Here is a 26,212-nt window from a genome sequence, read left to right on the forward strand (position 1 = left end):
ATTAACGAGGACAGCTATGAGGGACAGGTAAATAATCCACTTTCTTTGAATGTCTATTCCTAAGGCTATAATAACGCCATAGGATAGATTGACAGCAGCGGCAATATCTGGGTAGAAACCATAGCAGATATCTTCAGTATTGCATGGAGCTTCAGTGATTTTGAACGCGTTTGACAGAGGTTATGCTATCGAAAAAATAAGTAGCCTAAAGGCACGTTTATTTTAGCAGAAGGGATATTGCATGAAATACAAGAAATAATCCAATAGCACCGACAACAGTTGGAGCCAAAATATTGGAGCATTTAGTTATCTGCTTTTTGATAAGAGTATAAAGTAAGTCAAACTTATCCTGTGCTTTTACATATACAAAATATAAGGCCATTAACGGAGACATATAAATTAAATTATATACAACCAGTAAGATGGTTACTTCCAGGAGAGATACCGGGTTACTGAACAAAATAGCCAGAAAAGCAAAATAAGGCAGAGCAGTTGTTAATTCTGATATTGTAGCTCCAACACCTAAAGCAATCAGAGCGAGAGGAGACACGGATTTAATTTTACTTGCGGCTTCCTCTTCGTCGTGGTCAGTTGCTTCACCTGATTGTATCAATCTGATTTGCTTTTTTAAAGAATCGATCTTTGCATTTTGAAGGATATAGCAAACACCAATAAGAAAAGCAATCCCAAGAAGCAGTTCCAGAGTAAATACGGTTCTTCCGTGTCTGTCAATCAGTTTATTAAAATAATCGCCTATTAATGAGATAAATCCATAATAAGCAAGATAGCCGCTGGCAAGGTTTACTACACCCGTTGGTATAATGAAATACCAGATGTGTTTTGGTTTTTTAACCATACCCTGAAGCACAAATTGCTGGGTTATGGCAATGGGATTCAGACTGTCTACTGCACTTGTAATAATCGTTGAAATTAATAATCCCCACATTATGTTTTCCTCCTTCTTTGAGACAAAAAAATAGCCTGAGAGTATTTTATAACTCCCAGGCTTTTATCCTTCCGTGTACACAAATAATATTTTGTGCGTTTTCTCTTGGACCAGACTAATAATGAATTATTACGGAACCCTAGAAAACAATTTAATATTTATTCAAATGTTCGACACTATGTTATCAAAAAGTATAAGTAATGTCAATGAAAATCAAGAATAATATATGGAAGAAAGTAAACAGCTATTGAACAACCTATTTATTCATGAAAGAGTCGTAGGTTATTAGCTTATTAAATGATAAAAAAGAAGTTTTGTTGTCTCTGATTAATTGCATACAAATAACCTATAGTTTAAAGGATGGGGTATTAAGCTTTGTGTTTAAAACACTCTGAAATAATCTATTTATTCAGCGTTACTGTATGAATACCAAGGAGCTTACCAATTTTATCGAATAAACTGCCGTTATGACCTATACTCATTGCAAAATGGTGGGTTGGAGCTTCTAAAAACCATTCTTCCATATAAGCATCCGGATCTTTTTTGAACTTCACCGGAGTCTGTGTATTGCCAATGGTCATAATTTTACCATTTACGCTTTCTGCTTCTGTAATAATAAATTTTAATTTTCCGTCTATGGTCTGAGTACAGGCAAGATTGGTTATTTCACCGGTCTTAACTTTTGCTTCAACGGATACACCGGTGCCTTGCTTGCCGTGATAAACACCTAAACCACGAAGAAGAGGTTTACCTTCGGCAATTGCCAGATGAAAGGGTCCGTCATGGCCTAAGAGAATGGTTCCCTCTTCGTAGTCTGTTACGACAATTTCACAAAAGCTGCCGCCTTTTCCTGCCATATCGCATATTTTCATGGCAATACAGGTCTTAAGATCACCTTCACCTGCACAAGGGATTCCTTTGGCAGTTAATAAAGAATGACCAACAATAAATCCTCCCTGCAAAGCTTCATAATCATTACCCGGGGCGCCATGGTAATAATAGGCAAGACCATCCAGGTTATGTTTCTTTATCAGCCGTTCCTGAGCGGCTGCAACTTTTGCAGACCAGAAAAGCTGTTCTTTTGTGGGTTTCTTTGCCATAGGATCTGCTGATATATCATCAGTGATAATAAAAAAATCCGCTATCTCTCTTTCTTTTTGCAGAATTTCCTCCTGGGTCACCTGGTCTGACATTTCTTTTAAATCACACATTTCCAGAAGTTCAATATGTATGCCGGTCTGACTCTGCAGCATGGTAAAATCACTGTATAAGTCTAACATACCGCTGTAGTTATTTCCGAGAAAACCAAAACGGGAGTAGGAGAGACCGCTTTTCACACCAGCTGCACATACCCATTCTTCTATTTCCTTCCAGGCTTTAACAGCCTCTGGTCTTTGGATGGTTACTTCATTCGTCAGCGAGATTTTCGGTGTCTCAGTAAGACCCAGCAAACCGTTTATAATGCTGAATCTGATATCAGAGCGGTGAAAGGCATTGGACAATTCCGGTACCGGGCAGGCACCGCAAAAGGCTAGCCACTCCCCGGTGGTAGTCTTTTCATAGTTGATTTGAGCTGCAGGCTGAAGATTTAGAATTATTGTTAATGCCTTACATATCCTGTGAACTGGAAGTACAGAGGCACTGGTTACATAGGTCCCGGAATGAGCAAAGATCAGATCCACCTGATGGCTGTTAAAATATTCACCGGCTTTTACCCCTTCTTCCTCACAATCTACCAAACCATAGAAGAAAACTTCAGCATTCATAGCTTTAATTTTCTCGGAAATAAATTCACCGTATCCTGTAATTCTTTCTCTTAGACCTTCAAACTGAGCCCAGTAGGTTTTTAATCCCATAGTGTAGATACCTATACGGGGTTTTTTTGTCTCTTTTATTTTTCTCATTAAAAATCTCCTTTCACTTTTTGTTTGCAGCGACAGCATTTGCAGCGATAGCATTTGCTGTGATATCATTTGCTGTGATAGCATTTGCTGCGATTACATTTGCTGTGGTTACATTTGCTGTGATAACATTTTACTGTGATAATAATTGCGGTATATTGTATATGGGTAATAGCTTTACAATGTGATTATATATCGATATAATGATAATAACATTAGAATATATTGTTCAATAATAGCATTATCTTGGTGTTTTGAAATCTTCTGGATTTTAATACACTGCAAGCAGGCATTTCACATGCATTAAATTTTTATTATTTCATAAAAATCAGAAAGAGTTCAGAAAATGAAAATATCAAAATATCATGAAAGTTTAAATATGACCTGGTCTGCTGATTCTGTGAGGCTTATTCTAACACCTGGCCAGACAGCGAAATCAATCTACTACTATGTGCAGGAAACGGGATATTTTAAGACTACACACCCTTATTTTACAGAGCGGGCCAACTTAAATTCCTTTCTGATTATCTATACCATATCTGGAAAGGGGCTGTTAAAATACGAAAATGCTGCTTACAGCCTGACAGAAGGTAGCTGCATGTTTATTAATTGCATGAATCCCCATAGCTATGAAGCGGTAAGAGAGGGGGAATGGGAATTTTTATGGCTGCATTTTAATGGCAACAATGCTTTGGGATATTATGAAGAATATGTAAAAGAGAATTTCACTATTTTAGAGATACAGGATAAATTTTTAGTTGAAAGTACTATTAGAAGAATAATAGCTGTTAATCAGAAGAAGCTTCCATCAGCAGAAATCCTGACTTCGAACTTAATTGTTAACCTCCTTACCGAAATACTGATCCAGAAGAACAGCCACAATGCGGTTTCCATTCTGGTTCCTGACCATGTAAAAGAGACTATGAAATATATCGATAAGAATTTCACGGAAAATCTGTCTCTTGAGAAACTTGCCGCAAAAGTTAATATCAGCAAGTTCTATCTTGCAAAGGAGTTCAAGTACCATACGGGAATAACAGTAAATGAATACCTTATTTCTGCCAGATTAACCTATGCGAAGGAATTGTTGAAATACTCAGATTATACGATTAATGAAATAACTTATATAACCGGAATGAATCATGTAAGCCATTTCATTCATTTGTTTAAAGACCGTGAAAATATGACACCCCTTCAATTCCGAAAGGAGTGGAAGGGGTGAAAGGGGAATCCCAGTTCTTTGATAATACCTGTGATATTTAGACTTAAATTTATTAGCTCTCCTTTCTGATAGCAGGTATGCGGATTTCTATTTCTGTATATTCACCTAGTCTGCTTCGATAGGATAAACCGAAATTCGTATCATAGAACAACTGAAGCCGATTATGCGTATTGACAATTCCCACACCACTGCCGGAAGAACTCTTGATTTTACCGGCTAATAGGTCTTGTATCTTGTCTTCCGAGATACCAATACCATCATCAGAGATGAGAAATACCAGGATATCCGCCTCCAGCCATCCGGTTATGACAATATTTCCTTCTTTGGACTCTTTGCCGAAAATACCATGTTGAATGGCATTTTCCACCACCGGCTGAAAGATAATCTTAGGTATGGTGTAATCCAGAATGTTATCCGGAATGTCAGCGGTATAATGAATTTTATTGTTATACCGCATATTTTGAAGCTTGATGTAAAGAGAAACATGCTCCAGCTCCTCTTCAATTGTAACAACAATATTACCTTTGCTTAAAGTCATTTTATAGAACTTGGAAAGTGCAAGGATAGCAGCAGATACTTCTTCGTTCTCCCCTTTTTTAGATAACCAGTTTATCATATCCAGAGTATTGTATAAGAAATGGGGATTAATTTGTGCCTGCAATGCTTTGAATTCCGCAGTTCTTAATTCACTGGCAGTTCTTACTTGTTCTTCGGACAGATGGGTTATTTCTGTGACCATATAATTATAGGTTTCTATTAAATCTCCGATTTCATCATGTTCCGTAGGGCTGTCTAAGGGAGTGGGTTTGCCTGTTTTTACAGATCTCATCTTATCAATGACAGATGAAATACGGCCCACAATGGAGTTGGACAGGGAGAGTGAAACAATACAGGCAAATACCAATATAGCTACATAAGCGGTTAGAAACTCCAAAATCAGAAGCTTATTCTCTGACCAGATACTGTTTATTGGTATTACGGACAGCATATACCAGCCGGCTCCGCTAATCTCTCTATAGGAAATATAACATCGCTCCGAGGAAAAATACTTGGTTACAAATTTATTGGTATCCGGTACTAAAGGGGGGATATCTTCGTAATATACCAGATATTTTCCCACAAGATTAACATCGGAAGAGGCTACCAGTGCATCCCGTTCGTTTACGATATACTTTGCGCTTTCTGAAAGAGTGGTATATTCCTTTAACATAGAATTTATATAGGATTTGTTTAAATAAACACTGACGTAGGCAGCCTCCTGCTGTTCGTTATTTACCAATTTACGGACTAAGGAAATTTGCCCTGATTTTGCTTCTTCTTCGCTGGTTAGATAGAGGGAAGGGCAGAAGAGGAGCCGCTTACTGGTACTGGCAAAGATTCCGTGCCAGTAGGAATTTTGAATTTTGCTTATGGGTTTTATAATATCCCCGCTAAGTTTAGGATTATCATAAATATCTTCATAAGGGGTACTGAGATATATTTTGATATCAGTTACCTTAATTCCATCTATCAGGGAATTTACATACTGGGTAAAGGAGAGGATTTCGTTATAATATTTCGAATTATCTTTCAGATTAACGTCCTCCCTGTTATAGGTCAACAGTTTTGTAAAGGTATCATTGCTTACGATCTCATTGGAAACATTCCTCACATCTTCAATGGTGTTTTCGATATTATTAGCAGTTTCTCTGGCAAGACTTAATTCTGTATCTTTGGTATTTGCCACGATAATCGAAAAAAGCTGACTGTAAAACAGCGCAGAAATAATTAATATAGGAGCCAGTATTAAAATAAGGTGGGAAATCAAAAGCTTATGGTTTAATTTCATATCGGTGGAATAATAACGAAGTACTTTCTTAAGACCTTTTATCATCTTCCAAACCGCTCCCTGTATTCTGATGGAGATAGCTCCACGATTTTCTTGAATGTCTTACTGAAATAATTCCCGTCACTGTATCCAGTCTTTATTGATATGTCGGATATTTTATATTTGGGATCTCTTAACATATCTTTTGCTTTTTCTATTCTGAATTCTGTAAGGTACTGGTTTAATGTCTTGCCGGTTTCGTTTTTGAACAAAGTACATACATAGGTGGAGGACAGATAGACGTGTTCGCTGATATCTTTTACGGACAGATTTTCATTATTATAATGTTTACTGATAAATTCTTTTATGGTATGAACAGTGGGATTTTCCTCCTGACTGCTATCTGCCGCTGCAAAAAGAAGATGTATTTTATCAGTGAGTAATTCATGAAGTTCGATTAAGTTCTTGTCTCTGGATATAAAGTCCAGAACAGCAACACTGTCGCTTTCATAGAAATCAGGAATATGGAGCTTGGAGGCAGTTTGTATCAGAGTGGCAAAGAGCTTATAGTACATGTCCTTTGCAATACCAGGCAGGATATGCTGACTGTTCCTGTATTGGCGGTAAATACCTTCTACAGCCTGTATGGCGCTTTCTTCCTTTAACTGCTGCAAGGCTTCACAGAATTTGGTATAAAGAGACTGATCCAAAGCTCTCTGTGCAGTATTTATCTCTTGTCCTATAATGCTGTTATATTCATAGAAGAAAGAACTCTGCAGCAGAGCAACAGCCTGGTTGTATGACTCATATACGTTTTTAAGTCCCCTTACCGTTTTGCCGACAGCAATATAGAAATGAAAATCTTTTTTGAGGTATCCTGCTAAATGGCTGCAAATATATGAGATGGAAGCTTCTATGGATTTATTTGCAAAAAAATGAACAATAATATACTCATCATTTTTAATGGCAGGAATGTGGTTTAACTTATAAAAGTCAGATAATTCCTTTAGTTTGGCGTAAAGATCGTTGGCCTGCTGGTCGGAGATATTTGAAACAGGTGACTTTAAAGTAATGATTAAAGTGGTAAATTCAACACCTGGCTTTATTTCGTAACCTAACTCCTCAAACTGTTTTGTATATTCCGGCAGGTTTTCTTTTGAAACCGGGTAGATAATCTTAAGACCTAATTTACCTTTGAAATATTTACTGTGATAATCTGCACGTATCAGATTGTTGTATGTAACAGCCTGTTCCTCAAGAGCGCTTTGAATAGAACTTTCTATTTCTGAAGCATCGATAGGTTTTTCTACATAACTTACAGCTTTTAGCTTAATTGCCTCTTTTAAGTACTCCTTATCAGAGTAACCGCTCATAAAGATAATACTGGAGGCCGGCAGAAGCTTATGCAGCTCCCGTGCCATATCTATACCGTTCATCCGCGGCATCCTGACATCACTTAAGATGATATCGGGATTATAAAGCCTGGCCATTTCTAAACCGTGGTAGCCGTCATCTGCCTCATAAATCTCATCTATACCTAATCTGTCCCAATCGATGTTAGAAATAATACCTTCCCTGGTAAGAACCTCATCGTCCACGATCAGTATTTTCATGTAAACCAGCCTTTCTGTTGATTACCCCATAGAAACATATATTATATTTTTTAATTAACACTAGCTCTCACTGCATGCCAGCAACTTTATATCAGCACACTGGACTATAGTTGAATTGTAACAAAATTAATGGCATATTGCAATAAAACAGACCTGGAAAAAGTTGTTTTGTGTTGTATGTGTAGAAAGAAATAAGAACAATGAAAGTAAAATACCACAAATATGTTCATAAAACCATAAAAAATTTGAAAGACAGTAAGATAATACCCAAATCAAAATATTTTACCATAGGCTTTAGGACTATTGGAGGATATGATGAATGTATAGAAGTTAAGTATCAGCTAAATATGACGGTAACAGAGTTTGTGTTATGAAATCACAGACGGAGCATTCTGTCATAGGGGAAGGAGAAATGAACATGTCTGATTATGTTCTTGAACTGAGAGGAATAACAAAAATATTTCCGGGCATAAAAGCCTTAGATGATGTGCACTTTCAGCTGAAAAAAGGTGAAATCCATGCACTGATGGGAGAGAACGGAGCGGGTAAATCTACTTTTATCAAAGTGATTACAGGGGTACATAAAGCGGAAAAGGGCAGCATGTTTTTAGACGGCAGGGAAGTAAACTTTAAAAATCCCAAGGAAGCTCAGGCAGCAGGAATTGCGGCAATCTATCAGCATGTTACAGCCTATCCTCATTTATCTGTAACCGAAAATATCTTTATGGGCCATGAGAAAGTACAGAAGGGAACCGGAAGAATTCTATGGAAACAGATGCATAGAGAAGCAAATGCCCTGTTAAAAGAATTGTGTGCAGATTTTGATGCCACTGCGGAAATGGGGAGTCTGAGTGTTGCCCAGCAGCAGATGGTGGAAATCGCAAAAGCACTTTCCATGAATGCCAAGATTATTATTATGGATGAACCTACCGCAGCCCTTACCAAAAGGGAAAGCGAAGAATTGTATAAAATAGCAGAGAAGTTAAGGGATGAAGGAGCCTCCATCATCTTCATCTCTCACAGATTTGAGGATATGTACAGACTGGCTACCAGAGTTACCGTTTTCCGGGATTCCAAATATATCGGCTCATACAATGTGGATGAGATCAGCAACGAGGATCTGATCATAGCCATGGTAGGAAGAGAAATCAACCAGCTGTTTCCCAAGCCTGAAATAACTCCCGGTGAGGTAGTCTTGCAGGTGAATAACATCAGCCGTACAGGATTTTTTAAAGACGTTTCCTTTCAGGTAAGAAAAGGAGAAATTCTTGGATTTACAGGACTTGTGGGAGCCGGACGTACAGAAGTCTGTGAATCCATCTTTGGAGTGGAAGCAATTGATGAAGGCAGCATTTTTCTCAATGGTAAAGAAATCCATACGAAAAACCCGCTGGAGGCTATGAAACTGGGTATCGGATATCTTCCGGAAGACAGGCAGCGGCAAGGGCTTATTCTGGATTGGGGAATCGGACAGAATATTACGCTGCCGGTTATTAACAGCCTGACCAGAAAAGGAATCTTAAATGATAAGAAAGAACGTGAGCTTGGAAAGAAGCTGGCAGAGAAGGTAGACACAAAGGCTGTGACCATATTTGACAAGGCCAGCTCCCTTTCCGGTGGTAATCAGCAGAAAGTAGTAGTGGCAAAATTGCTGGCATCTGATCTGAAGGTTCTGATTCTGGATGAACCCACAAAAGGTGTGGATGTAGGAGCAAAAGCCGCTATCTATGAGATTATGGGAGAACTGGCTTCTCAGGGTTACGCTATCATTATGGTATCATCAGAAATGCCTGAGATACTTGGTATGTCAGACCGAATTGTGGTTATGTGTGACGGCAGGGTAACAGGAGAATTCAAACGCGGTGAAGCGACCCAGGAAAGTATTCTGGAAAAAGGCATGGCAAAAGTCTGCCATTGTGATTAACGGGAAAGGTGACAGGCAATGGAAAAAAATAAATGGAATCTAAAGAAATTAACCAGTACAAGAGAAATGAGTCTGGTTATCATACTAATTGTTCTTGCCGTATTTATCCAGGCAAGAAACCACAGCTTCTTATCCTTGACCAATTTAAATGATATGATTACCAATGCAACAATGATGGGTATCCTGGCAATCGGTATGATGTGTGTTCTCTTAATTGGAGGAATCGATATCTCCATTGGGTCTACCATCGCATTTTCAGGAATGGCAGTAGCCTTACTTTTAAGAGCCCATCCGGAAATCCCGACACCAGTATCCTTTTTATTGGGAGTATTCGTAGGCTGTGCCTGCGGAATGTTAATTGGTGTTATTGTTGCAAAGGGCAAGGTAATTCCCATTATTGCCACCATGGGTCTAATGAATGCTTACAGAGGGGCTACATATCTTATTGCTGACAATCAATGGGTTGCCGCTTACCAGCTGCCAAACGGTCTGAAAGCTTTTGCAACGGGAAAGTTTCTGGGAATCAACAATATGATCGTAGTGGCTGTTGTAATCTACATAATATTTGCTTATTTTATTAAATTTACCAGAACCGGAAGAATGATTTATGCTGTTGGAAGCAATGTGGAAGCTGCAAAGGTCAGCGGTATTAATATTGAGAAAATCAATATATTGGTATATTCCCTGATGGGTGCCTTGTCCGGACTGGTAGGTGTTATGTGGATTTCCAAATATGCCTCTGCTCAGGGAGATGCAGCAACTGGATTTGAAATTGACATTATTGCTGCCTGTGTTATCGGTGGTGTAAGCTTAAACGGCGGTAAAGGAACCGTATTTGGTGTAATATTAGGAACGGTAACACTGGGTATTTTGAATAATGCGCTGCCTTTGATCAATATCTCACCCTTCTGGCAGGATGCTATAAAGGGACTGGTAATTATCGTGGCTATAATCATAAACACTATATCACAGAGATCCATCGATAAGAAAAATCTGAAGAGGAGGGAACTTTAATCATGGGTAAATCAAACAGAGTTATTAGCGGAGAGCAGAAGTTTTCTTTTAAGAAGTTTTTCTTGCAGTGGGAGTGGTTTCTGGTAGTATTGTTTATTGGTATCAATATTATGAATGCCAATTTATCCCCTTATTATATGAATGGTGACGGCTTGCTGAATGCAACTTCCTCCTTTTTGGAGAAAGCCTTTCTGGCGCTGCCTATGGTATTTATACTGGTGCTTGGAGAGATTGACATTTCAGTAGGCGCTACCGTAGCTTTATCTTCCGTAGTAATGGGAGTAACCTATAACAGTCTTGGAGTGCCTATGCACCTTGCTGTTATCATTTGTCTCTTAACAGGAACACTTTGCGGATTTATTAATGGTTTTATACTGACACGCTTTAAAGAACTGGCGCCGATGATCGTAACCCTTGGTACACAGATTCTCTATAGGGGTATCGCTACCATGATCTTAAAGGATCAGGCTGCCGGTAATTTTCCCGGCTGGTTCAGTGAAATCTACTGGGGTTCTATTGGAAGCATACCCTATATGCTGATAGTATTTGTGGTATTAGCTGTGGTATTCGGGGTTGTACTACATAAAACTACTTTTGGAAGACGTGTGTTTGCAATCGGCAGCAACAGAGTAGCCAGCAGATATACTGGAATTCAGGTAGATAAAACCCGCTTGATCATCTACACCGTTACAGGTACAATGGCAGCGGTAACAGCAATCTTTCTGACTTCCCGTATGGGCAGCACAAGACCTAATATTGCTATGGCATATGAGCTGGATGCAATTGCCATGGTAGTACTTGGAGGAGTTTCTACCAGTGGTGGAAAAGGAAGATTTATCGGAGCGGTTATTTCTATTTTCATAATTGGTTTCTTAAGATACGGATTGGGGTTAATTAATGTAAGTTCTCAGGTGATGTTAATTATCATTGGTACTCTTTTGATTGGTGCGGTTATGATTCCAAAATTAAATTTAGGCAGATTCTTTCAAAAGAAAACAAACGGAGAAGTATAAAAAAGTTATCTTTATAACATTCCTTTGTTACAGGAATATTCTTTCTTATTCTGTTACATATAGCAGCTGCTTTTTGGCAAAAGCTATTAATGTATAAAAAATTATTGGAGGTTTAGGTATGAAAAAAATGAAGAAGGTATTGTCACTGGTTCTGACTCTTGCCCTGACAGCAACTGTATTTACAGCCTGCGGAAATAAAGAAACCGGTACATCCGCTGGGGACCCGAATACACCTGCTGATTCAGTTGCAGGTAAAAACTTTGCAATTCTGGTTAAAAGCGCCGGAAATCCTTACAACGAAAAAGAAAGTGCTGGATTTAAAGAAGTAATCGAAGCAGCCGGAGCAAAAGCCATAATCAAAGCTCCCGAATCAGCAACAGCTGAAGCACAGATTACCATGATTAATGAGTTGATTTCACAGAAGGTTGATGCTATTGCGATTGCAGGAAATGACTTTGACGCCTTAGAACCGGCTCTGAAAAAAGCCATGAAGGAAGGAATCAAAGTATTATCTCTGGATGCAGCAGTTAACTCCAACAGCCGTATGGTTCACATTAACCAGGCGGATAGTGAGAAAATAGGACGTACCCTGATTCAGGCAACCAAAGAAATGGTAGGCGGAAGCGGACAGATTGCTATCCTCAGTGCCACAAGCCAGGCTGCAAATCAGAATACCTGGATTGAATGGATGAAGAAAGAGCTGGAAGAAGGGGATTACTCTGGTCTTGATCTTGTAAAGATTGCTTATGGTGATGATGAATTCCAGAAATCAGTGGATGAAACAGAAGCTTTACTTAAGAATTATCCTGACTTAAAAGCTATTATCGCACCTACAACAGTAGGTATTATGGCTGCGGCCAAAGTAGTGACTGACAAAGGTTTAATTGGTAAAGTATCCGTAACCGGACTGGGTCTTCCCAGTGAAATGGCAGAATACATTGCAAATGGTTCCTGTCCCTGGATGTATTTATGGAATCCTATCGATGTAGGCGGACTTGCTGCTTATGCTTCAATCGCACTGGTAAAAGGTGATATCACCGGAGCACAGGGGGATAAATTCGAAGCCGGAACTTTAGGTTCCTATGAAGTTATTTCTGCTCAGGATGGTGGTACAGAAGTACTTCTTGGCGCACCCTTTAAATTTGAGCCTGCTAATATTGATGAATGGAAATCAGTATATTAATAAAAAAGTAAATACAATATAAGTTAAAATGTTTTTTGATTACTTTATATTTGAATTTCACAGAAATCAGTTTGCCCACACTTTTTAATGTAAACCCAATATTTATGATAGGCTGTTTTGATTAACTTGTTTGCGTTATGTAAGGTTAGATATTACCTTTCGGTATATGATGCCATAGTACGCGCATGTTAACTGAGCAGCCTTTTTGATTTAGCTCCAGAAAGGTAGATTTCATTAATGCAGCAATTTAAATAGATAAAGCATCAAATATAATTACGAAAAACCACGTAATGGAGTTGAAACCAGTGTGTTTTTTTGTTTGAAAATTGTGGTTTTAAGTTGCGTAATAGTGATTTGGTAAATAGTCACTTACTTTAATTGTAAAAACCTTGTATTATGGATGCTAAAAACAAATAAAAACAACATAATATTGCTAAAAACCAATATATTAATATTGACTTGCTGGTTTTGCAGTGATACAATACAGGTAAATGCACATAAAACAAATAAATACCACATAATTAAAGGAGATTGCACTATGATGTCAGAGTACGAAATCAAAAAGGAAATTTGCGAAATAGGTAAAAGAATCTATAACAGAGGAATGGTTGCAGCCAATGACGGCAACATATCTGTTAAGATAAGTGACAACGAATTCTTATGTACACCTACCGGTGTAAGTAAGGGCTTTATGACACCGGAATACATATGTAAGGTTGATAAAGAAGGAAAAGTGATTCAGGCAAATGGTAATTTCAAGCCTTCATCTGAAATCAAGATGCACATGCGTGTATATAAAGAAAGACCCGATGTTACCTCTGTTGTTCATGCACATCCTATGTATGCTACAGGTTTTGCAATAGCAGGAATTCCTTTAACTCAGCCTATTATGCCTGAAGCTGTTATAACCTTAGGCTGCGTACCTATCGCAGAGTATGGTACTCCTTCAACAGAAGAAATTCCTGATGCAGTATCTAAATACCTCCCTTATTATGATGCGGTATTGTTAGAGAATCATGGAGCTTTAACTTTCGGAGATTCCTTACTGAATGCTTACCATAAGATGGAATCCGTTGAGTTCTATGCGAAACTTCTTTATATCTCCAAGCAGCTTGGAGGACCAAAAGAGTTATCCGATTCCCAGGTACAGAGATTATACGAGATCCGCAGACAGTTCGGAATGACCGGCAAACATCCTGCAAACCTTTGCCAGAATAATAAAGACGGCAAGGCAAACTGCCATGGTAACTGCGGAAATCACGGAACAGCAGAAGTGGATTCCAGCCAGCTTGTAGCTGATATTACAAAGAAAGTTATGGAACAGTTAGGACTGAAATAATACTCAATTTGAAAAGCACTGCAAGTAAGCTTGCGGTAAGCATGGGTGTTAGTATGGAAGATAAAGTAATTAACAAAAACCGCAATATAAATACCAACGGGCAGGACAGCACACAACTTGGCAGGACATATAAAGAGCTTAATTTTCTAAAAGAAAGAATCACGAATGTAATGGAGTACTGCGGGAACGAAGCAGTGAATACTTTCCTTGCAGGAGCTTTGCAAGAGGTGGGTAATGCCAGAGCCCATATGGTAGAAACAGCCGTTATGGATGCCGTAAGAAAAGCCGTTGATGAAGCAGGACTTTCCATACAACCAATAAGGGAAAAGCAGATTTCAAAGACTATTTCAAAGGCAGTTCTAAAGGACCCGGCAGGTACTGGTAAGATTCCGGAGAGGATTTCCTTATCCCATGCCAAGTTTCTCATTGAAGAAATAGAAAGAGAAGCGGAAAGAATTGGAGTCGCAGCAGTTATCGCTGTGGCAGATAAGGGGGCCAGAACAATCGCGGTTCATGCCATGAATGATTCCTATATTGCAAGTTTTGATATTGCCTTAAACAAAGCCTACACCAGCGCAGCCCTTAAAATGTCTACGATGCAGTTGAAGACGTTAAGTCAGCCGGGCGGTGAGCTTTATGGAATACAGCATACAAATGAAGGCAGGATAGTTATTTTCGGAGGAGGAGAACCATTGGTTATTAAGGAGAACCTTCTTGGCGGCCTGGGTGTCAGCGGAGGGACGGAAAGTCAGGATGCGGCTCTTGCTGCTTACGGAAAAGAAAAATTTAAGGAGGCTTTTTCGTGAATTTAAAGGAAGCACAAGTGAAGGACATTGTAAGAAAAGTCCTTCTGCAGATGGAAGCCAGTAACAAAGAAGAGCAGAAGCTGTCGGGAATATTTACAGAAATGAACGATGCTATCGGAGCGTCAATCAAAGCTCAAAAGGTTATGCAGCAGCTTTCCATGGATTCCAGAGAGAAAATCATTTCTAATATTCGTAAAAAAACCCTGGAAAATGCTGAGCTCTTTGCCCGCATGGGTGTGGAAGAAACCGGAATGGGAAATGTAGGACATAAGATTTTAAAACATCAGTTGTTAGCAGAAAAGACTCCGGGTACAGAGGATATTTCAACAGTAGCCTGGTCCGGAGACAGAGGACTTACACTTGTAGAGATGGGACCCTTTGGTGTAATCGGAGCCATTACTCCCTGTACCAATCCAAGTGAGACCATTCTCTGCAACAGTATCGGGATGATAGCGGGAGGAAATACCGTGGTATTCAACCCCCATCCGGCGGCAATCGGCGTATCAAACCTGGCAGTACATATGGTAAATGAAGCCTCCAGGGAAGCCGGCGGTCCGGATAACATAGCGGTATCTGTTGTAAAACCTACCTTAGCTTCCGGAGATATCATGATGAAGCATCAGAATATCCCTCTGATAGTAGCTACCGGCGGTCCGGGGGTTGTTACGACAGTGCTTTCCTCCGGAAAAAGGGGAATAGGCGCAGGAGCAGGTAATCCGCCTGTTCTGGTAGACGAAACAGCTGATATCAGAAAAGCTGCAATGGACATTGTTAACGGATGTACTTTTGATAACAATCTTCCCTGTATTGCTGAGAAAGAGGTCGTTGCAGTTGGTAAGATTATGGATGAATTATTGCATTATCTCATTGAAAACGGCTGCTATGTAATCTCCAAAGAAGAACAGGAAAAATTAACTGCAGTGGTACTTAAGGATAACAGACTGAATCGTAAATGCGTAGGTAAGGATGCCAGAACAATACTTTCCATGATTGGTATTGAAACACCTGAGAATATCCGCTGTATCATCTTTGAAGGTGAGAAAGAACATCCTTTAATTGCAGAAGAGCTGATGATGCCTATACTGGGTATCGTAAGAGCAAAGGATATTGATGATGCCATTGAAAAAGCTGTGTGGCTGGAGCATGGCAATCGTCATTCCGCACATATGCATTCTAAGAATGTAGACAATCTGACAAGGTTCGGAAAAGCAGTAGATACGGCTATCTTTGTAAAAAATGCACCTTCTTACGCAGCTCTTGGCTTCGGCGGAGAAGGCTTCTGCACCTTTACCATAGCCAGCAGAACAGGAGAAGGACTTACCTCCGCCCGTACCTTTACCAAACAAAGACGTTGTGTTATGGCAGACAGCCTTTGTATCCGTTAATGGATTTGTATATTGAAAGCAGGAGGAGATACAATGGAGAATTTGAACATTGAAGACATTGTAAGACAGGTACTGGCAGAGATGACCAGCGATAAGAAAGCGGACAGTAAGGCAGGAGTTCCTGCTAAGGCTGGCAGTATTCCTAAGACTGCTAAAGTTGCAGTACTTACAAAACTGGAAAATATAGAACTGAAAGAATATCCTATTCCTGAGCTGGGAGATGATGACATCCTGGTAAAGGTTGAGGGCTGCGGTATCTGCGGAACGGACGCCCATGAATATAAGAGAGATCCTTTCGCCTTAATTCCTGTTGTATTAGGACATGAAGGCACCGGTGAAATCGTAAAAATCGGAAAAAATGTTAAGAAAGACAGTGCGGGCAAATCTCTTAAGGTTGGTGATAAGGTAGTAACCTGTATGATCTTTAAAGATAATCCGGATATCACCATGTTCGATTTGAACAAACAGAATGTAGGCGGAGCGGATGTTTATGGTCTTCTGCCCGATGACGACATACATTTAAACGGATGGTTTTCTGATTACATCATTATAAGAGGCGGTTCTACCGTATTTAACGTAAGCGATCTGGATCTGGAATCCAGAATTCTCATTGAGCCTTGTGCTGTATTGATTCATGCAGTAGAAAGAGCCAAGACCACAGGCATATTAAGATTTAACAGCCGTGTTGTGGTTCAGGGCTGCGGACCTATCGGTTTAATATGTATCGCTGTTCTTCGTACAATGGGTATCGAGAATATCGTTGCAGTAGACGGAGAGGATAAGCGACTTGCTTTTGCAAAAGAAATGGGAGCAGAAAGTAGTGTAAACTTTAAGAATTACAAAGGCGCAGAAGAGCTGGCTGAGGGAGTAAAAGAGGCTTTTGGCGGGTATCTGGCAGATTTCGCATTCCAGTGCACAGGCTCTCCGGCAGGACATTCTAATATATACAAATTTATCCGTAATGGCGGCGGTCTTTGTGAACTTGGTTTCTTCATCAACGGCGGTGACGCTACGATAAATCCTCACTTTGATATCTGTGCGAAGGAAATCACTACCGTTGGCTCCTGGGTGTATACCTTAAGAGATTATGCTACAACTTTTGATTTCATCAAGAGAGCAAAAGGAATCGGTATTCCTCTTAACAAGCTGATTACCCACAAATATCCACTGGATCAGATTAACGAAGGTTTTATCACTAATCTGAAAATGGAAGGCTTAAAAATAGCCGTGATCAATGAGGCATAAGAAAGGGTGGTAGCAAAATGGCGATGGCCGTAGGCATGATAGAGGTGTACGGATTGGTTGCTGCTTTTGTAGCAGGCGATGCCGGCTGTAAAGCTGCTAATGTTATTCTGGAGACCTTTGACCGTAATAAGCCGGCTAATGCAGATAATCTCCCGGTGCCCTTAATTGTTATGGTGAAATTCCGCGGTAAGGTGGAGGATGTCAGAGCAGCAGTGGAAGCTGCTGAAGCTGCCGCTAATGCAGTATCCGGTGTAATTACAAAACATGTGATCGCAAACCCGGAAGACGGAACTGAGAAAATGCTCTCATTAAATGGCTTGGATAAAAGCTAAAATGTAAAAGGGTCGTGAAAATTATTGAGTTTATAATTTATACCCTGATTTGTGACAGTGAGTGCCACATCTGAAAGCAGTTGCGGCATGGAATGGGAGCAAAGAACATTATAGCATTTTAATTAATATGTAAAATCTAATTCAAATATAAAATAATTGATAGTTGAAATGAAACTTATAAAACAGGAGGATATCAAAATGGCTCAGGAAGCATTAGGAATGGTTGAAACAAGAGGACTTACAGCAGCGATTGAAGCAGCAGATGCAATGGTTAAGGCAGCAGAGGTTGTACTGGTTGGAACAGAGAAGATCGGCTCAGGTCTTGTAACTGTATTGGTTAGAGGTGATGTAGGAGCAGTTAAGGCAGCTACTGAAGTTGGTGCAAATGCAGCAGCAAGATTAGGTGAACTGGTAGCAGTTCATGTAATTCCCAGACCTCATACAGATGTTGAGAAAATACTTCCTAAAATCTGATAAGATTTTATAATCTGAAAGATTTTATAATCTGATAGGATTTTATGATCTGATAAGATTTAATAATCTGATCAGAGATTTAGTGAAAGAGGTAAGGGTGAAAGAAAATCACTTTTCACTCCCCCAGATTTTGAACGCGTGTCAAGGCACGCAGATGGGAGCCAATGATGCGATCATTAGGATTTATTGAAATTCCCAGCGTAACAGCTGCTATAGAGGCGTTGGATGTGATGCTTAAGACTGCCGATGTGGAATTCGTAACATGGGAGAGGAAGCTTGGAGGGCGATTGGTAACCATAATCGTGCAGGGAGATGTATCAGCAGTATCCCATGCCGTGGAAACTGCCGCAAAGACAGCTATGAAACCTTGCGTGCATGCCGTTATTCCTAATCCCCATGAAGAAACCATTCGAATGGTTAACATCAGTGCAGCCAGACTGAACAAACAGTAAAGATAAGGGGTAGTCATGGCAGAAACAAACAGACCAGAAGAAAATGATATCAGCTCAGAAAAGACCAAATCCAGAAGCCGTAAGTCTGGAAAAACAGCTGATAAAAAAACGGCTGCCGAAACTGGTAAAACTACTGAAGCCGGAAAAACGGTTGAGGTAGTAATGACAGCTGATGCGAAAGCAACAGATGCAACAGATAAAGCGGTGACAACAGAGAGCAATATCTTAGAAAGCAATACCGCAGAAACAAAAGAAGCAGAAAAAGCAGAAAAAGCTAGTGCAATAAAGGAAACAGAAAAAATAAAAATTAATGATACAGCGGAAACCGCTGTAAGGGAGGTCAAAATGGCACAGGAAGCATTAGGAATGGTAGAAACAAGAGGTTTAGTAGCAGCAATTGAAGCAGCTGATGCAATGTTAAAAGCAGCTAATGTTACATTGGTTGGAACTGAGAAAATCGGTTCCGGATTAGTAAGTGTTATGGTAAGAGGAGATGTAGGTGCAGTTAAGGCAGCAGTTGAGTCTGGTGCAAGCAGTGCTTCCAAACTTGGTGAGCTGGTAGCTACACACGTAATTCCCAGACCTCATACAGATGTTGAGAAAATTCTTCCTGCATTAAAGTAATCGGAAACAAACCATTACTTAAAAGGAAACGGCAGCAGTAAGGTATACGAGAAAATGCAGGGTAAGCAGGAGCAGATGTCATAAAGAACATCGGCTCCTGTCCTTAACACGAATCATTAAAAGAGCAGGTGGATCCTTTGGAAGAAAAAGACGTAGAATTAATAACCGCTATGGTATTAAAAGCAATGAAGGAAAATGATTCCGAGACCGATTATTCCGTACCTATAGGTGTTTCTGCAAGGCATGTACATCTGACCCAGGAGCATGTGGAGGTACTCTTTGGAAAAGGCTATGAGCTGACAAAGAAAAAGGAACTTATGGGAGGCCAATACGCCTCAAATGAGCTGGTTACTATTGTGGGTTACAAACTGAGAGCAATGGAAAATGTAAGGATATTAGGACCTGTCAGGAAAATCTCCCAGGTTGAAATATCAAAAACCGATGCCATCAAACTTGGAATCAAAGCACCGATTAAAGAATCCGGTGATATAAAAGGTTCTGCACCGATTTCCATTGTAGGACCAAAAGGTGCTGTTTATCTGGAGGAAGGCTGTATTGTTGCCAAACGCCACATCCATATGGCTCCGGCAGATGCAAAAGCAGCAGGAGTTGTAAATGGTCAGGTGGTGTCAGTTAAAGCGGATAATGAAAGAGGAACAACCTTTAACCATGTGACAATCCGGGTAGATGCAAGTTATACACTGGAAATGCATATAGACACAGATGAAGCAAATGCAGCAGGCATCGCAACAGGCGATTCCGCAATTATAATAAAGTAAGACAGTCAGGAATATCAAATCAGGCTGGGGATAGCAAAAGCAATTTAAATACACCCTAAAATCCTGGAAAGTGGTTGCATCCTGATTTGTACGTGTGTGAAAGCACGCAGATGGGAGTTTGTATGATAGTCGGCAAAGTAGTTGGTTCCCTGGTAGCAACCAGAAAAAATGAGAACCTCATAGGCTGTAAGTTCCTTATTGTGGAACCCTTTGACAAAATGGAGGAAAGCGGAAGGTTCGTGGCCATTGATAATGTAGGAGCAGGTATTGGGGAAGTTGTTCTGGTGGTAAAGGGCAGCGGTGCCCGCATCGGATGCCGTATGGAAAGTGCACCGGTGGATGCAGCTATAGTAGGTATTGTAGACGACGGAATTGGATTGGAGTAATTTCAGCATGGAAATACAGGAACTTATCGGTATTGTAAAAGAGCATGGAGTGGCAGGTGCAGGTGGCGCAGGTTTTCCCACCTATGCCAAACTTGATAAACGGGCAGAAGCAATCCTTTTAAACTGTGCAGAATGTGAGCCTTTGCTAAAGGTCCACAGACAGCTCCTTGAAAAATATGCTTATGAAATCATGGAAACCTTTGCTTTGATTGGCGAAGTTTTAGAGGCGAAGAGAACAGTAATTGCCGTGAAGGAAGCTTACAAAGGGACAGTTGAGGCTTTGCAGGCTAACAGGCCTTCTTATCCGAAGATTGAAGTGAAACTTCTTCCGGAAGTTTATCCCATGGGAGATGAAGTAGTCCTGATACATGAAACCCTTGGTATAACAATTCCGCCTGGTGGCCTACCTATTCAGAAAGGTGTTGCTGTATTTAATGTTGAAACGATTTTCAATATTCATAAGGCTTTAAAAAATAAAGGACCTGTGAATACAAAATACCTTACAATAGCCGGAGAAGTTACTGCTCCTAAAACAGTTTTAGCACCTATCGGTATGGAAGTAAGAGAAGTCCTTAAGGCAGCAGGAGAGATAACGGTAAAATCTCCGGTCTTTGTTATGGGAGGGCCCATGACTGGCAGCGTGGTTTCTTCTTATGGCTGTGTTACCAAGACGACCAATGCCATCCTTGTGCTGGACAGAAATCACAAACTGGTTCAAAGAATGCTCTCCGATGTTTCTATTGATATGAAGAGGGCGATGTCTGTATGCTGTCAATGTGAAATGTGCACAGATTTATGTCCCAGGAATCTCCTTGGTCACCCCATAACACCTCATCTGTTTATGCGGTCAGCCACCAGCGGTGCCGGTGCTGCGCTAAAGGACCTGAGTCCATTTCTTCATACTTTTTATTGCTGTTCCTGCGGTATCTGTGAGCTATATGCCTGTCCACAGGAGCTGTCTCCCAGAAGGCTGATAACCCAGTATAAGAATGGTTTAAGGGGCAAAGGTGTTACACCGGATAAAGAAGTAAAATACAAAGAACCCTTATCATTGAGAGAATACCGTAAAATACCTATGGAGAGGCTTACAGCAAGAATCGGGTTAACGGAGTATAATCTAGAAGCACCTTTAGTGGATACCTTACTTCAGGCAGAACTCGTTAAGATAAAAATGGCTCAGCATATTGGTGTAAAAGCGGTACCGAAGGTAAAGAAAGGGGATACTGTAAAATACGGCAGTAAGATTGCTGATGCAGTAGAAGATAAGCTTTCCCTGCCGGTCCATTCTTCCGTAGATGGTGAGGTAATCGAAGTAACAGAGGATTACATAATAATACGAAACAGTAATGAGAGGATGTAAACGTTATGAGCAAGGCAATCGGAATGGTAGAATACAAGACAGTATCCACGGGACTTCTTGCCGCAGATACCATGTTAAAAACAGCACAGGTAGAAATCCTGGAAGCTCAGACGGTATGTCCCGGTAAATATATAATCCTGTTAAAAGGCGAGCTGTCTGCGGTTAAAGCTTCTATTGAAGCCGCCAGGCTTAAATACAGGGAACACTTAATTGACAGTTTCGTACTTGGAAATCCTCATGATTCCATATTTGCTGCCATCTATGGAGCAGCCTCAGTTGAAAATATAAAGGCACTTGGGATTCTTGAGACTTTTTCCGCCGCTTCTATTATAGTAGCAGCAGATGAAGCAGCTAAATCCGCAGAGGTTACACTGATTGAACTAAGAATTGCCAGGGGGATGTGCGGAAAATCCTACATGCTGTTAACTGGTGAGATAGCAGCAGTAGAAGCTGCCATTGAAAAAGCAAAAGCGGCTGTCAGTGAATCAGCCATGCTGCTTGATTCCGCAATTATTGCAAATCCTGACAGGAAGCTGTGTGAGAGTATCATATAGCTATAATTCAAAAGAAACAACAGAACAGTTACTTTACAACTTCTTATGAACTTGTTTATAATAGAACTTATCTAAAATTTCTATTAAAATACCAATAAAAAGGCAGCGTGTTAAAGTACACAGATGTGCTAATTATAAAAGAGAGTAGGTAGAAGACAATGCTTGCAATAGAAAGAAGAAATCAGATATTAGAAATATTGCAGAGGGATAAGAGAGTTGTAGTAAGTGATTTGAGTTCAGCTTTTGAAGTGACAGAGGAAACCATCAGAAGGGATCTGGAGAAGCTTGAAAAAGAAGGCTTTGCCAGAAAAACTTATGGCGGAGCAATACTGAATGAAAGTTTTAATGTAGATTTACCTTTTACCGTAAGAAAGAAAGCCAATGTATCCAATAAGGAATATATTGCAGATATTATATGTTCTATGATCGAGGACGGGGATCACATTATGATGGATGCCAGTTCTACTGCTGTCTATGCGGCGAAACATCTTAAAAACAAAAAGAATATTACCTTGATTACCAATTCCATTGAAATTCTTCTTGAATTATCCGAAGTAGCAGGCTGGAAAGTGCTGTCTACCGGTGGGATGCTGAAGGAAGGTTCACTTTCGCTGGTGGGTTATCAGGCAGAAAAAATGCTGGAGAATTACCATGTGGATAAAGCGGTTATTTCCTGCAAAGGTCTTGATATGGAACGGGGTATAACCGATTCAAATGAGATGGAAGCCCAGATTAAGAAGCTTATGCTGGAATCAGCCAGTACCAGGATACTTGCTGCTGACTCCTCGAAATTTGACAAGATATCCTTTACCCGTATTGGCGGGCTGGATAATCTGGACTATGTTATTACAGACAAAGAACCTGCTGATACCTGGAAACAGGTATTTCAGTCAACTAAAATTTCACTTAAATATGAATAAAAACACTGTAATTTTTCTTTCAAAGTATTATCTGTTTCTACTATATAAGTTTTGAATTACAGTTTTCTAATAGAAGGCAATAAAAACAGTGAAGAGATTTAATAAGAATCACGATCCTGCAATGAGGTTATAAAAATACTGGCAGGATGTTATAAGAATACTGTCAGGAAGTAAGAAGGTATTATATAAACAATATAGAAAGGATAGGTTGCTTGCTATGTCTGCCTTTAAGGCAGTAAGCAATGGGTATTGGCATGAATAATGTAAAGGATAGAGAAGGCTTTCATCCTTCAAAAGAAATTGTAAAAAGCCCACGTATTTCAATGCTTATAGAGAATTTGTATGCCTCAATGCCGGAAATTGAAGCTGACAGGGCAGTTCTTCTTACTGAAAGCTATAAAAGTACCGAAGGGGAACCGATTATCAGAAGAAGAGCAAAAGCATTTTATCATATATTAAAGAACATTCCTATTACCATACGTCCTTTAGAGCTGATAGCAGGTAGTGCTACCAAAGCACCAAGGGGCTGTCAGGTATTTCCTGAGTTCTCCTATCAGTGGCTGCTGGAGGAATTTGATACCATTGAAAAGAGAAGCGCAGATCCTTTTTATATAGCAGAGGATACAAAAGAGACCTTAAGAAATGTTTATACATACTGGGAAGGTAAAACAACCAGTGAACTGGCAACCTCCTATATGGCACCGGAAACAAAGCTTGCCATGGAACATAATGTATTTACCCCCGGAAACTATTTCTATAATGGTGTAGGTCACGTTACAGTAGCCTATGAAAAAGTATTGGAAAAAGGTTATGAAGGTATTAAAGGAGAAGCGGTAAAAGCATTAGCAGAACTGAAGGTATCCGATATGGATTATGGAAAACGCAGTGAATTTCTAAAAGCTGTTATTCTAAGCTGTGAAGCAGCCTGTCTCTATGCCGAACGTTATGCTGTACTGGCAAAAGAAGAAGCAGCGGCCTGCCAGGATATAAAGCGAAGAGAAGAATTGCTTCAGATAGCTAAAAACTGCAGCAGAGTTCCGAGATACAGTGCTACTTCCTTTTATGAAGCCTGCCAGTCCTTCTGGTTTGTTCAGATGCTTTTGCAGGTGGAATCAAGCGGACATTCCATATCCCCCGGAAGATTTGATCAATATATGTATCCGTATTATGAGAAGGATCTGAAAGAAGGAAAAATAAACATAGAATTTGCCCAGGAACTGATGGATTGCATCTGGGTCAAGTTAAATGATCTGAATAAAGTTAGAGATGCAGCTTCTGCGGAAGGATTTGCAGGCTATAGTCTGTTCCAGAATCTGATAGCAGGTGGTCAGAACAGAGAAGGTATTGATGTTACAAATGATCTTTCCTATATGAGCATAGAAGCCTCCATGCATGTAATGCTCCCTCAGCCGTCATTGTCCGTCAGAGTATGGAATAAGACACCTCATGAATTTCTGGTAAAAGCTGCGAAGCTTACCAGAACAGGTATCGGGCTTCCGGCTTACTATAATGATGAGGTAGTGATACCCTCCCTGGTAAACAGAGGGCTGAGCCTAGCAGATGCCAGAGAGTACAATATCATTGGCTGTGTGGAACCCCAAAAAGCCGGTAAGACTGACGGCTGGCATGATGCTGCTTTCTTTAATATGCTACGTCCTTTGGAATTTGCCTTCCATAATGGCAGAGACAATGGCGTATTGGTTGGTGTACCTACCGGTGAAGTAGAAGAGATGAACTCTTTTGAGGAACTCTTTGAGGCTTATAAACAGCAAATGAATTATATGATAGAGCTATTGGTGAATGCAGATAACTCCATTGATCTTGCACATAGTGAAAGATGCCCACTGCCTTATCTTTCTTCCATGGTGGAGGATTGCATCGGAAGAGGAAAAAGCGTACAGGAAGGCGGAGCCATCTATAACTTTACCGGACCGCAGGGTTTTGGTATTGCAAATATGACGGATTCTCTTTATGCCATTAAGAAACTGGTATTTGAGCAAAAGAAATATACCCTTGCTGATTTTAAAAATGCCATGGATAGTAATTTTGGACATGAAACATCCTCCTCTGAAGCAGTAAAAATATCCGCTTCAGAAGCAGAAGAAACAACAAAAGCTGTTGTAAAAAAACTGCTGGAGCAGGGAGTTAAGGTCGGAGAAAAAGAGATAAAAGAAATCCTTGCAGTTACTTTAAAAGACGGAGCTTCAGAAGTGCAGGGAAACAGATGGGAGCAACTGTTAAGTGATATAAACCAGCTGCCCAAGTTCGGTAATGACATAGAAGATGTCGATCTCTTTGCCAGGGAGATAGCCTATACCTATACGAAACCTATGGAGAATTTTAAGAATCCAAGAGGTGGTTCTTATCAGGCCGGACTATACCCCGTATCAGCCAATGTTCCTTTAGGGGCTCAGACCGGAGCTACCCCTGATGGAAGATTAAGCTGTACTCCAATTGCTGATGGTGTATCTCCGGCTTCCGGAAGAGATACCCACGGACCTACTGCGGCAGCTAACTCCGTTGCTAAATTAGATCATTTTATTGCCTCTAACGGTACTTTATTCAATCAGAAGTTCCATCCCTCTGCTCTCAGCGGTGTCAGAGGAATCGATAACTTTATTTCACTGATAAGAGCATATTTTGATCAGAAGGGAAGTCACATGCAATTTAACGTAGTTAGCCGTGATACCCTGATGGATGCACAGAAGAATCCTGAGAACTATAAAAATCTGGTAGTCAGAGTTGCTGGTTACAGTGCGTTGTTTACGACATTGTCCAGATCGCTGCAGGATGATATTATCGCCAGAACAGAACAGGGATTTCCGGGATAAAGAAATTGTAAGAAGATGCTCTCTAACAGATAAAAGCACCAGAGCATACCGGAAAAGGGGATTTGGTTGGATTCAGGAATATCAAATCAAAGTTTGATATTC

Annotated in this window: 23 protein-coding genes and 1 riboswitch; of the genes, 19 read left to right on the forward strand and 4 right to left on the reverse strand. The window is 40.1% G+C overall.

What is annotated here, in order from left to right; all coding sequences use genetic code 11:
- Positions 1-217: 217 nt before the first annotated feature.
- Complete coding sequence (locus tag BR73_RS0114420; protein WP_033166106.1) at positions 218-946, reverse strand: GAP family protein; 729 nt, start codon at positions 944-946, stop codon at positions 218-220.
- Between the two features lie 50 nt (positions 947-996).
- Positions 997-1,100, reverse strand: a riboswitch (guanidine-I (ykkC/yxkD leader).
- 247 nt (positions 1,101-1,347) lie between these two features.
- On the reverse strand, positions 1,348-2,850 hold the full coding sequence (locus BR73_RS0114425; RefSeq protein WP_033166107.1) for an L-fucose/L-arabinose isomerase family protein: 1,503 nt from the start codon (positions 2,848-2,850) through the stop codon (positions 1,348-1,350).
- 343 nt (positions 2,851-3,193) lie between these two features.
- Between BR73_RS0114425 and BR73_RS0114430 the strand changes: the two genes are divergently transcribed.
- A complete protein-coding gene (locus BR73_RS0114430; RefSeq protein ID WP_033166108.1) occupies positions 3,194-4,069 on the forward strand; it encodes a helix-turn-helix domain-containing protein in 876 nt (291 codons plus the stop codon).
- Positions 4,070-4,121: 52 nt separating this feature from the next.
- Here BR73_RS0114430 and BR73_RS0114435 read toward each other — a convergent pair whose 3' ends face one another.
- Both BR73_RS0114435 and BR73_RS0114440 read right to left on the reverse strand, forming a co-directional pair.
- Positions 4,122-5,942, reverse strand: a complete 1,821-nt coding sequence (locus BR73_RS0114435) for a sensor histidine kinase (RefSeq protein ID WP_033166109.1) — start codon at positions 5,940-5,942, stop codon at positions 4,122-4,124.
- On the reverse strand, positions 5,939-7,489 hold the full coding sequence (locus BR73_RS0114440) for a response regulator (protein ID WP_033166110.1): 1,551 nt from the start codon (positions 7,487-7,489) through the stop codon (positions 5,939-5,941). Before BR73_RS0114440 ends, BR73_RS0114435 begins: the two co-directional genes overlap by 4 nt.
- Positions 7,490-7,859: 370 nt before the next feature.
- Here BR73_RS0114440 and BR73_RS0114445 point away from each other — a divergent pair, with 370 nt between their 5' ends.
- The 18 genes from BR73_RS0114445 (at position 7,860) to BR73_RS0114530 (ending at position 26,110) form a co-directional block, all read left to right on the forward strand.
- Complete coding sequence (locus BR73_RS0114445; protein ID WP_347463438.1) at positions 7,860-9,413, forward strand: sugar ABC transporter ATP-binding protein; 1,554 nt, start codon at positions 7,860-7,862, stop codon at positions 9,411-9,413.
- A gap of 18 nt (positions 9,414-9,431) precedes the next feature.
- Positions 9,432-10,427 (forward strand): ABC transporter permease, encoded by a 996-nt coding sequence (locus BR73_RS0114450; protein ID WP_033166111.1) that lies wholly within the window; start codon positions 9,432-9,434, stop codon positions 10,425-10,427.
- A 2-nt stretch (positions 10,428-10,429) separates the two neighbouring features.
- Positions 10,430-11,440 (forward strand): ABC transporter permease, encoded by a 1,011-nt coding sequence (locus BR73_RS0114455; protein ID WP_033166112.1) that lies wholly within the window; start codon positions 10,430-10,432, stop codon positions 11,438-11,440.
- A gap of 118 nt (positions 11,441-11,558) precedes the next feature.
- Entirely contained in the window at positions 11,559-12,623 is a 1,065-nt protein-coding gene (gene rhaS / locus BR73_RS0114460; RefSeq protein WP_347463439.1) for a rhamnose ABC transporter substrate-binding protein, read from the forward strand.
- A gap of 538 nt (positions 12,624-13,161) precedes the next feature.
- Positions 13,162-13,962, forward strand: a complete 801-nt coding sequence (locus BR73_RS0114465) for a class II aldolase/adducin family protein (RefSeq protein WP_033166113.1) — start codon at positions 13,162-13,164, stop codon at positions 13,960-13,962.
- 53 nt (positions 13,963-14,015) lie between these two features.
- Positions 14,016-14,768: a heme-binding protein gene (locus BR73_RS29790; RefSeq protein ID WP_347463440.1), complete on the forward strand. Its 753-nt coding sequence runs from the start codon at positions 14,016-14,018 to the stop codon at positions 14,766-14,768.
- Positions 14,765-16,153: an aldehyde dehydrogenase family protein gene (locus BR73_RS0114475; protein WP_033166114.1), complete on the forward strand. Its 1,389-nt coding sequence runs from the start codon at positions 14,765-14,767 to the stop codon at positions 16,151-16,153. Before BR73_RS29790 ends, BR73_RS0114475 begins: the two co-directional genes overlap by 4 nt.
- Before the next feature lie 33 nt (positions 16,154-16,186).
- Positions 16,187-17,398 carry a zinc-binding dehydrogenase gene (locus tag BR73_RS0114480; RefSeq protein WP_033166115.1) on the forward strand — a complete coding sequence of 404 codons (1,212 nt, stop codon included), beginning with the start codon at positions 16,187-16,189 and terminating at the stop codon, positions 17,396-17,398.
- 17 nt (positions 17,399-17,415) lie between these two features.
- On the forward strand, positions 17,416-17,730 hold the full coding sequence (locus tag BR73_RS0114485) for a BMC domain-containing protein (protein ID WP_033166116.1): 315 nt from the start codon (positions 17,416-17,418) through the stop codon (positions 17,728-17,730).
- A 198-nt stretch (positions 17,731-17,928) separates the two neighbouring features.
- Positions 17,929-18,204 carry a propanediol utilization microcompartment protein PduA gene (gene pduA, locus BR73_RS0114490; protein WP_033166117.1) on the forward strand — a complete coding sequence of 92 codons (276 nt, stop codon included), beginning with the start codon at positions 17,929-17,931 and terminating at the stop codon, positions 18,202-18,204.
- Positions 18,205-18,368: 164 nt separating this feature from the next.
- Complete coding sequence (locus BR73_RS0114495; RefSeq protein WP_033166118.1) at positions 18,369-18,656, forward strand: BMC domain-containing protein; 288 nt, start codon at positions 18,369-18,371, stop codon at positions 18,654-18,656.
- A gap of 345 nt (positions 18,657-19,001) precedes the next feature.
- On the forward strand, positions 19,002-19,280 hold the full coding sequence (locus BR73_RS0114500) for a BMC domain-containing protein (RefSeq protein WP_033167462.1): 279 nt from the start codon (positions 19,002-19,004) through the stop codon (positions 19,278-19,280).
- A 137-nt stretch (positions 19,281-19,417) separates the two neighbouring features.
- On the forward strand, positions 19,418-20,059 hold the full coding sequence (locus BR73_RS0114505) for a phosphate propanoyltransferase (protein WP_033166119.1): 642 nt from the start codon (positions 19,418-19,420) through the stop codon (positions 20,057-20,059).
- Between the two features lie 122 nt (positions 20,060-20,181).
- A complete protein-coding gene (locus BR73_RS0114510; RefSeq protein WP_033166120.1) occupies positions 20,182-20,445 on the forward strand; it encodes a EutN/CcmL family microcompartment protein in 264 nt (87 codons plus the stop codon).
- A 7-nt stretch (positions 20,446-20,452) separates the two neighbouring features.
- A complete protein-coding gene (locus BR73_RS0114515; protein WP_033166121.1) occupies positions 20,453-21,805 on the forward strand; it encodes a 4Fe-4S dicluster domain-containing protein in 1,353 nt (450 codons plus the stop codon).
- Positions 21,806-21,810: 5 nt separating this feature from the next.
- Positions 21,811-22,359 carry a BMC domain-containing protein gene (locus BR73_RS0114520; protein WP_033166122.1) on the forward strand — a complete coding sequence of 183 codons (549 nt, stop codon included), beginning with the start codon at positions 21,811-21,813 and terminating at the stop codon, positions 22,357-22,359.
- 158 nt (positions 22,360-22,517) lie between these two features.
- Entirely contained in the window at positions 22,518-23,279 is a 762-nt protein-coding gene (locus tag BR73_RS0114525) for a DeoR/GlpR family DNA-binding transcription regulator (RefSeq protein ID WP_033166123.1), read from the forward strand.
- Between the two features lie 242 nt (positions 23,280-23,521).
- Positions 23,522-26,110 carry a glycyl radical protein gene (locus tag BR73_RS0114530; protein ID WP_242860679.1) on the forward strand — a complete coding sequence of 863 codons (2,589 nt, stop codon included), beginning with the start codon at positions 23,522-23,524 and terminating at the stop codon, positions 26,108-26,110.
- Positions 26,111-26,212 lie beyond the last annotated feature (102 nt).

Source organism: Clostridium sp. KNHs205 (genome assembly GCF_000702945.1).
Taxonomy (GTDB): Bacteria; Bacillota; Clostridia; order Lachnospirales; family Lachnospiraceae; genus Anaerocolumna.

Bases quoted from the DNA above. Each gene is read 5' to 3' on its own strand.
- rhaS (WP_347463439.1), top strand. From the start codon at position 11,559: ATGAAAAAAATGAAGAAGGTATTGTCACTGGTTCTGACTCTTGCCCTG.
- BR73_RS0114420 (WP_033166106.1), bottom strand. From the start codon at position 946: ATGTGGGGATTATTAATTTCAACGATTATTACAAGTGCAGTAGACAGT.
- BR73_RS0114450 (WP_033166111.1), top strand. From the start codon at position 9,432: ATGGAAAAAAATAAATGGAATCTAAAGAAATTAACCAGTACAAGAGAA.
- BR73_RS0114530 (WP_242860679.1), top strand. From the start codon at position 23,522: ATGGGTATTGGCATGAATAATGTAAAGGATAGAGAAGGCTTTCATCCT.
- BR73_RS0114455 (WP_033166112.1), top strand. From the start codon at position 10,430: ATGGGTAAATCAAACAGAGTTATTAGCGGAGAGCAGAAGTTTTCTTTT.
- BR73_RS0114520 (WP_033166122.1), top strand. From the start codon at position 21,811: ATGAGCAAGGCAATCGGAATGGTAGAATACAAGACAGTATCCACGGGA.
- BR73_RS0114440 (WP_033166110.1), bottom strand. From the start codon at position 7,489: ATGAAAATACTGATCGTGGACGATGAGGTTCTTACCAGGGAAGGTATT.
- BR73_RS0114445 (WP_347463438.1), top strand. From the start codon at position 7,860: ATGAAATCACAGACGGAGCATTCTGTCATAGGGGAAGGAGAAATGAAC.
- BR73_RS0114480 (WP_033166115.1), top strand. From the start codon at position 16,187: ATGGAGAATTTGAACATTGAAGACATTGTAAGACAGGTACTGGCAGAG.
- BR73_RS29790 (WP_347463440.1), top strand. From the start codon at position 14,016: ATGGAAGATAAAGTAATTAACAAAAACCGCAATATAAATACCAACGGG.
- BR73_RS0114425 (WP_033166107.1), bottom strand. From the start codon at position 2,850: ATGAGAAAAATAAAAGAGACAAAAAAACCCCGTATAGGTATCTACACT.
- BR73_RS0114435 (WP_033166109.1), bottom strand. From the start codon at position 5,942: ATGATAAAAGGTCTTAAGAAAGTACTTCGTTATTATTCCACCGATATG.
- pduA (WP_033166117.1), top strand. From the start codon at position 17,929: ATGGCTCAGGAAGCATTAGGAATGGTTGAAACAAGAGGACTTACAGCA.
- BR73_RS0114500 (WP_033167462.1), top strand. From the start codon at position 19,002: ATGGCACAGGAAGCATTAGGAATGGTAGAAACAAGAGGTTTAGTAGCA.
- BR73_RS0114515 (WP_033166121.1), top strand. From the start codon at position 20,453: ATGGAAATACAGGAACTTATCGGTATTGTAAAAGAGCATGGAGTGGCA.
- BR73_RS0114510 (WP_033166120.1), top strand. From the start codon at position 20,182: ATGATAGTCGGCAAAGTAGTTGGTTCCCTGGTAGCAACCAGAAAAAAT.
- BR73_RS0114495 (WP_033166118.1), top strand. From the start codon at position 18,369: ATGATGCGATCATTAGGATTTATTGAAATTCCCAGCGTAACAGCTGCT.
- BR73_RS0114525 (WP_033166123.1), top strand. From the start codon at position 22,518: ATGCTTGCAATAGAAAGAAGAAATCAGATATTAGAAATATTGCAGAGG.
- BR73_RS0114430 (WP_033166108.1), top strand. From the start codon at position 3,194: ATGAAAATATCAAAATATCATGAAAGTTTAAATATGACCTGGTCTGCT.
- BR73_RS0114465 (WP_033166113.1), top strand. From the start codon at position 13,162: ATGATGTCAGAGTACGAAATCAAAAAGGAAATTTGCGAAATAGGTAAA.
- BR73_RS0114485 (WP_033166116.1), top strand. From the start codon at position 17,416: ATGGCGATGGCCGTAGGCATGATAGAGGTGTACGGATTGGTTGCTGCT.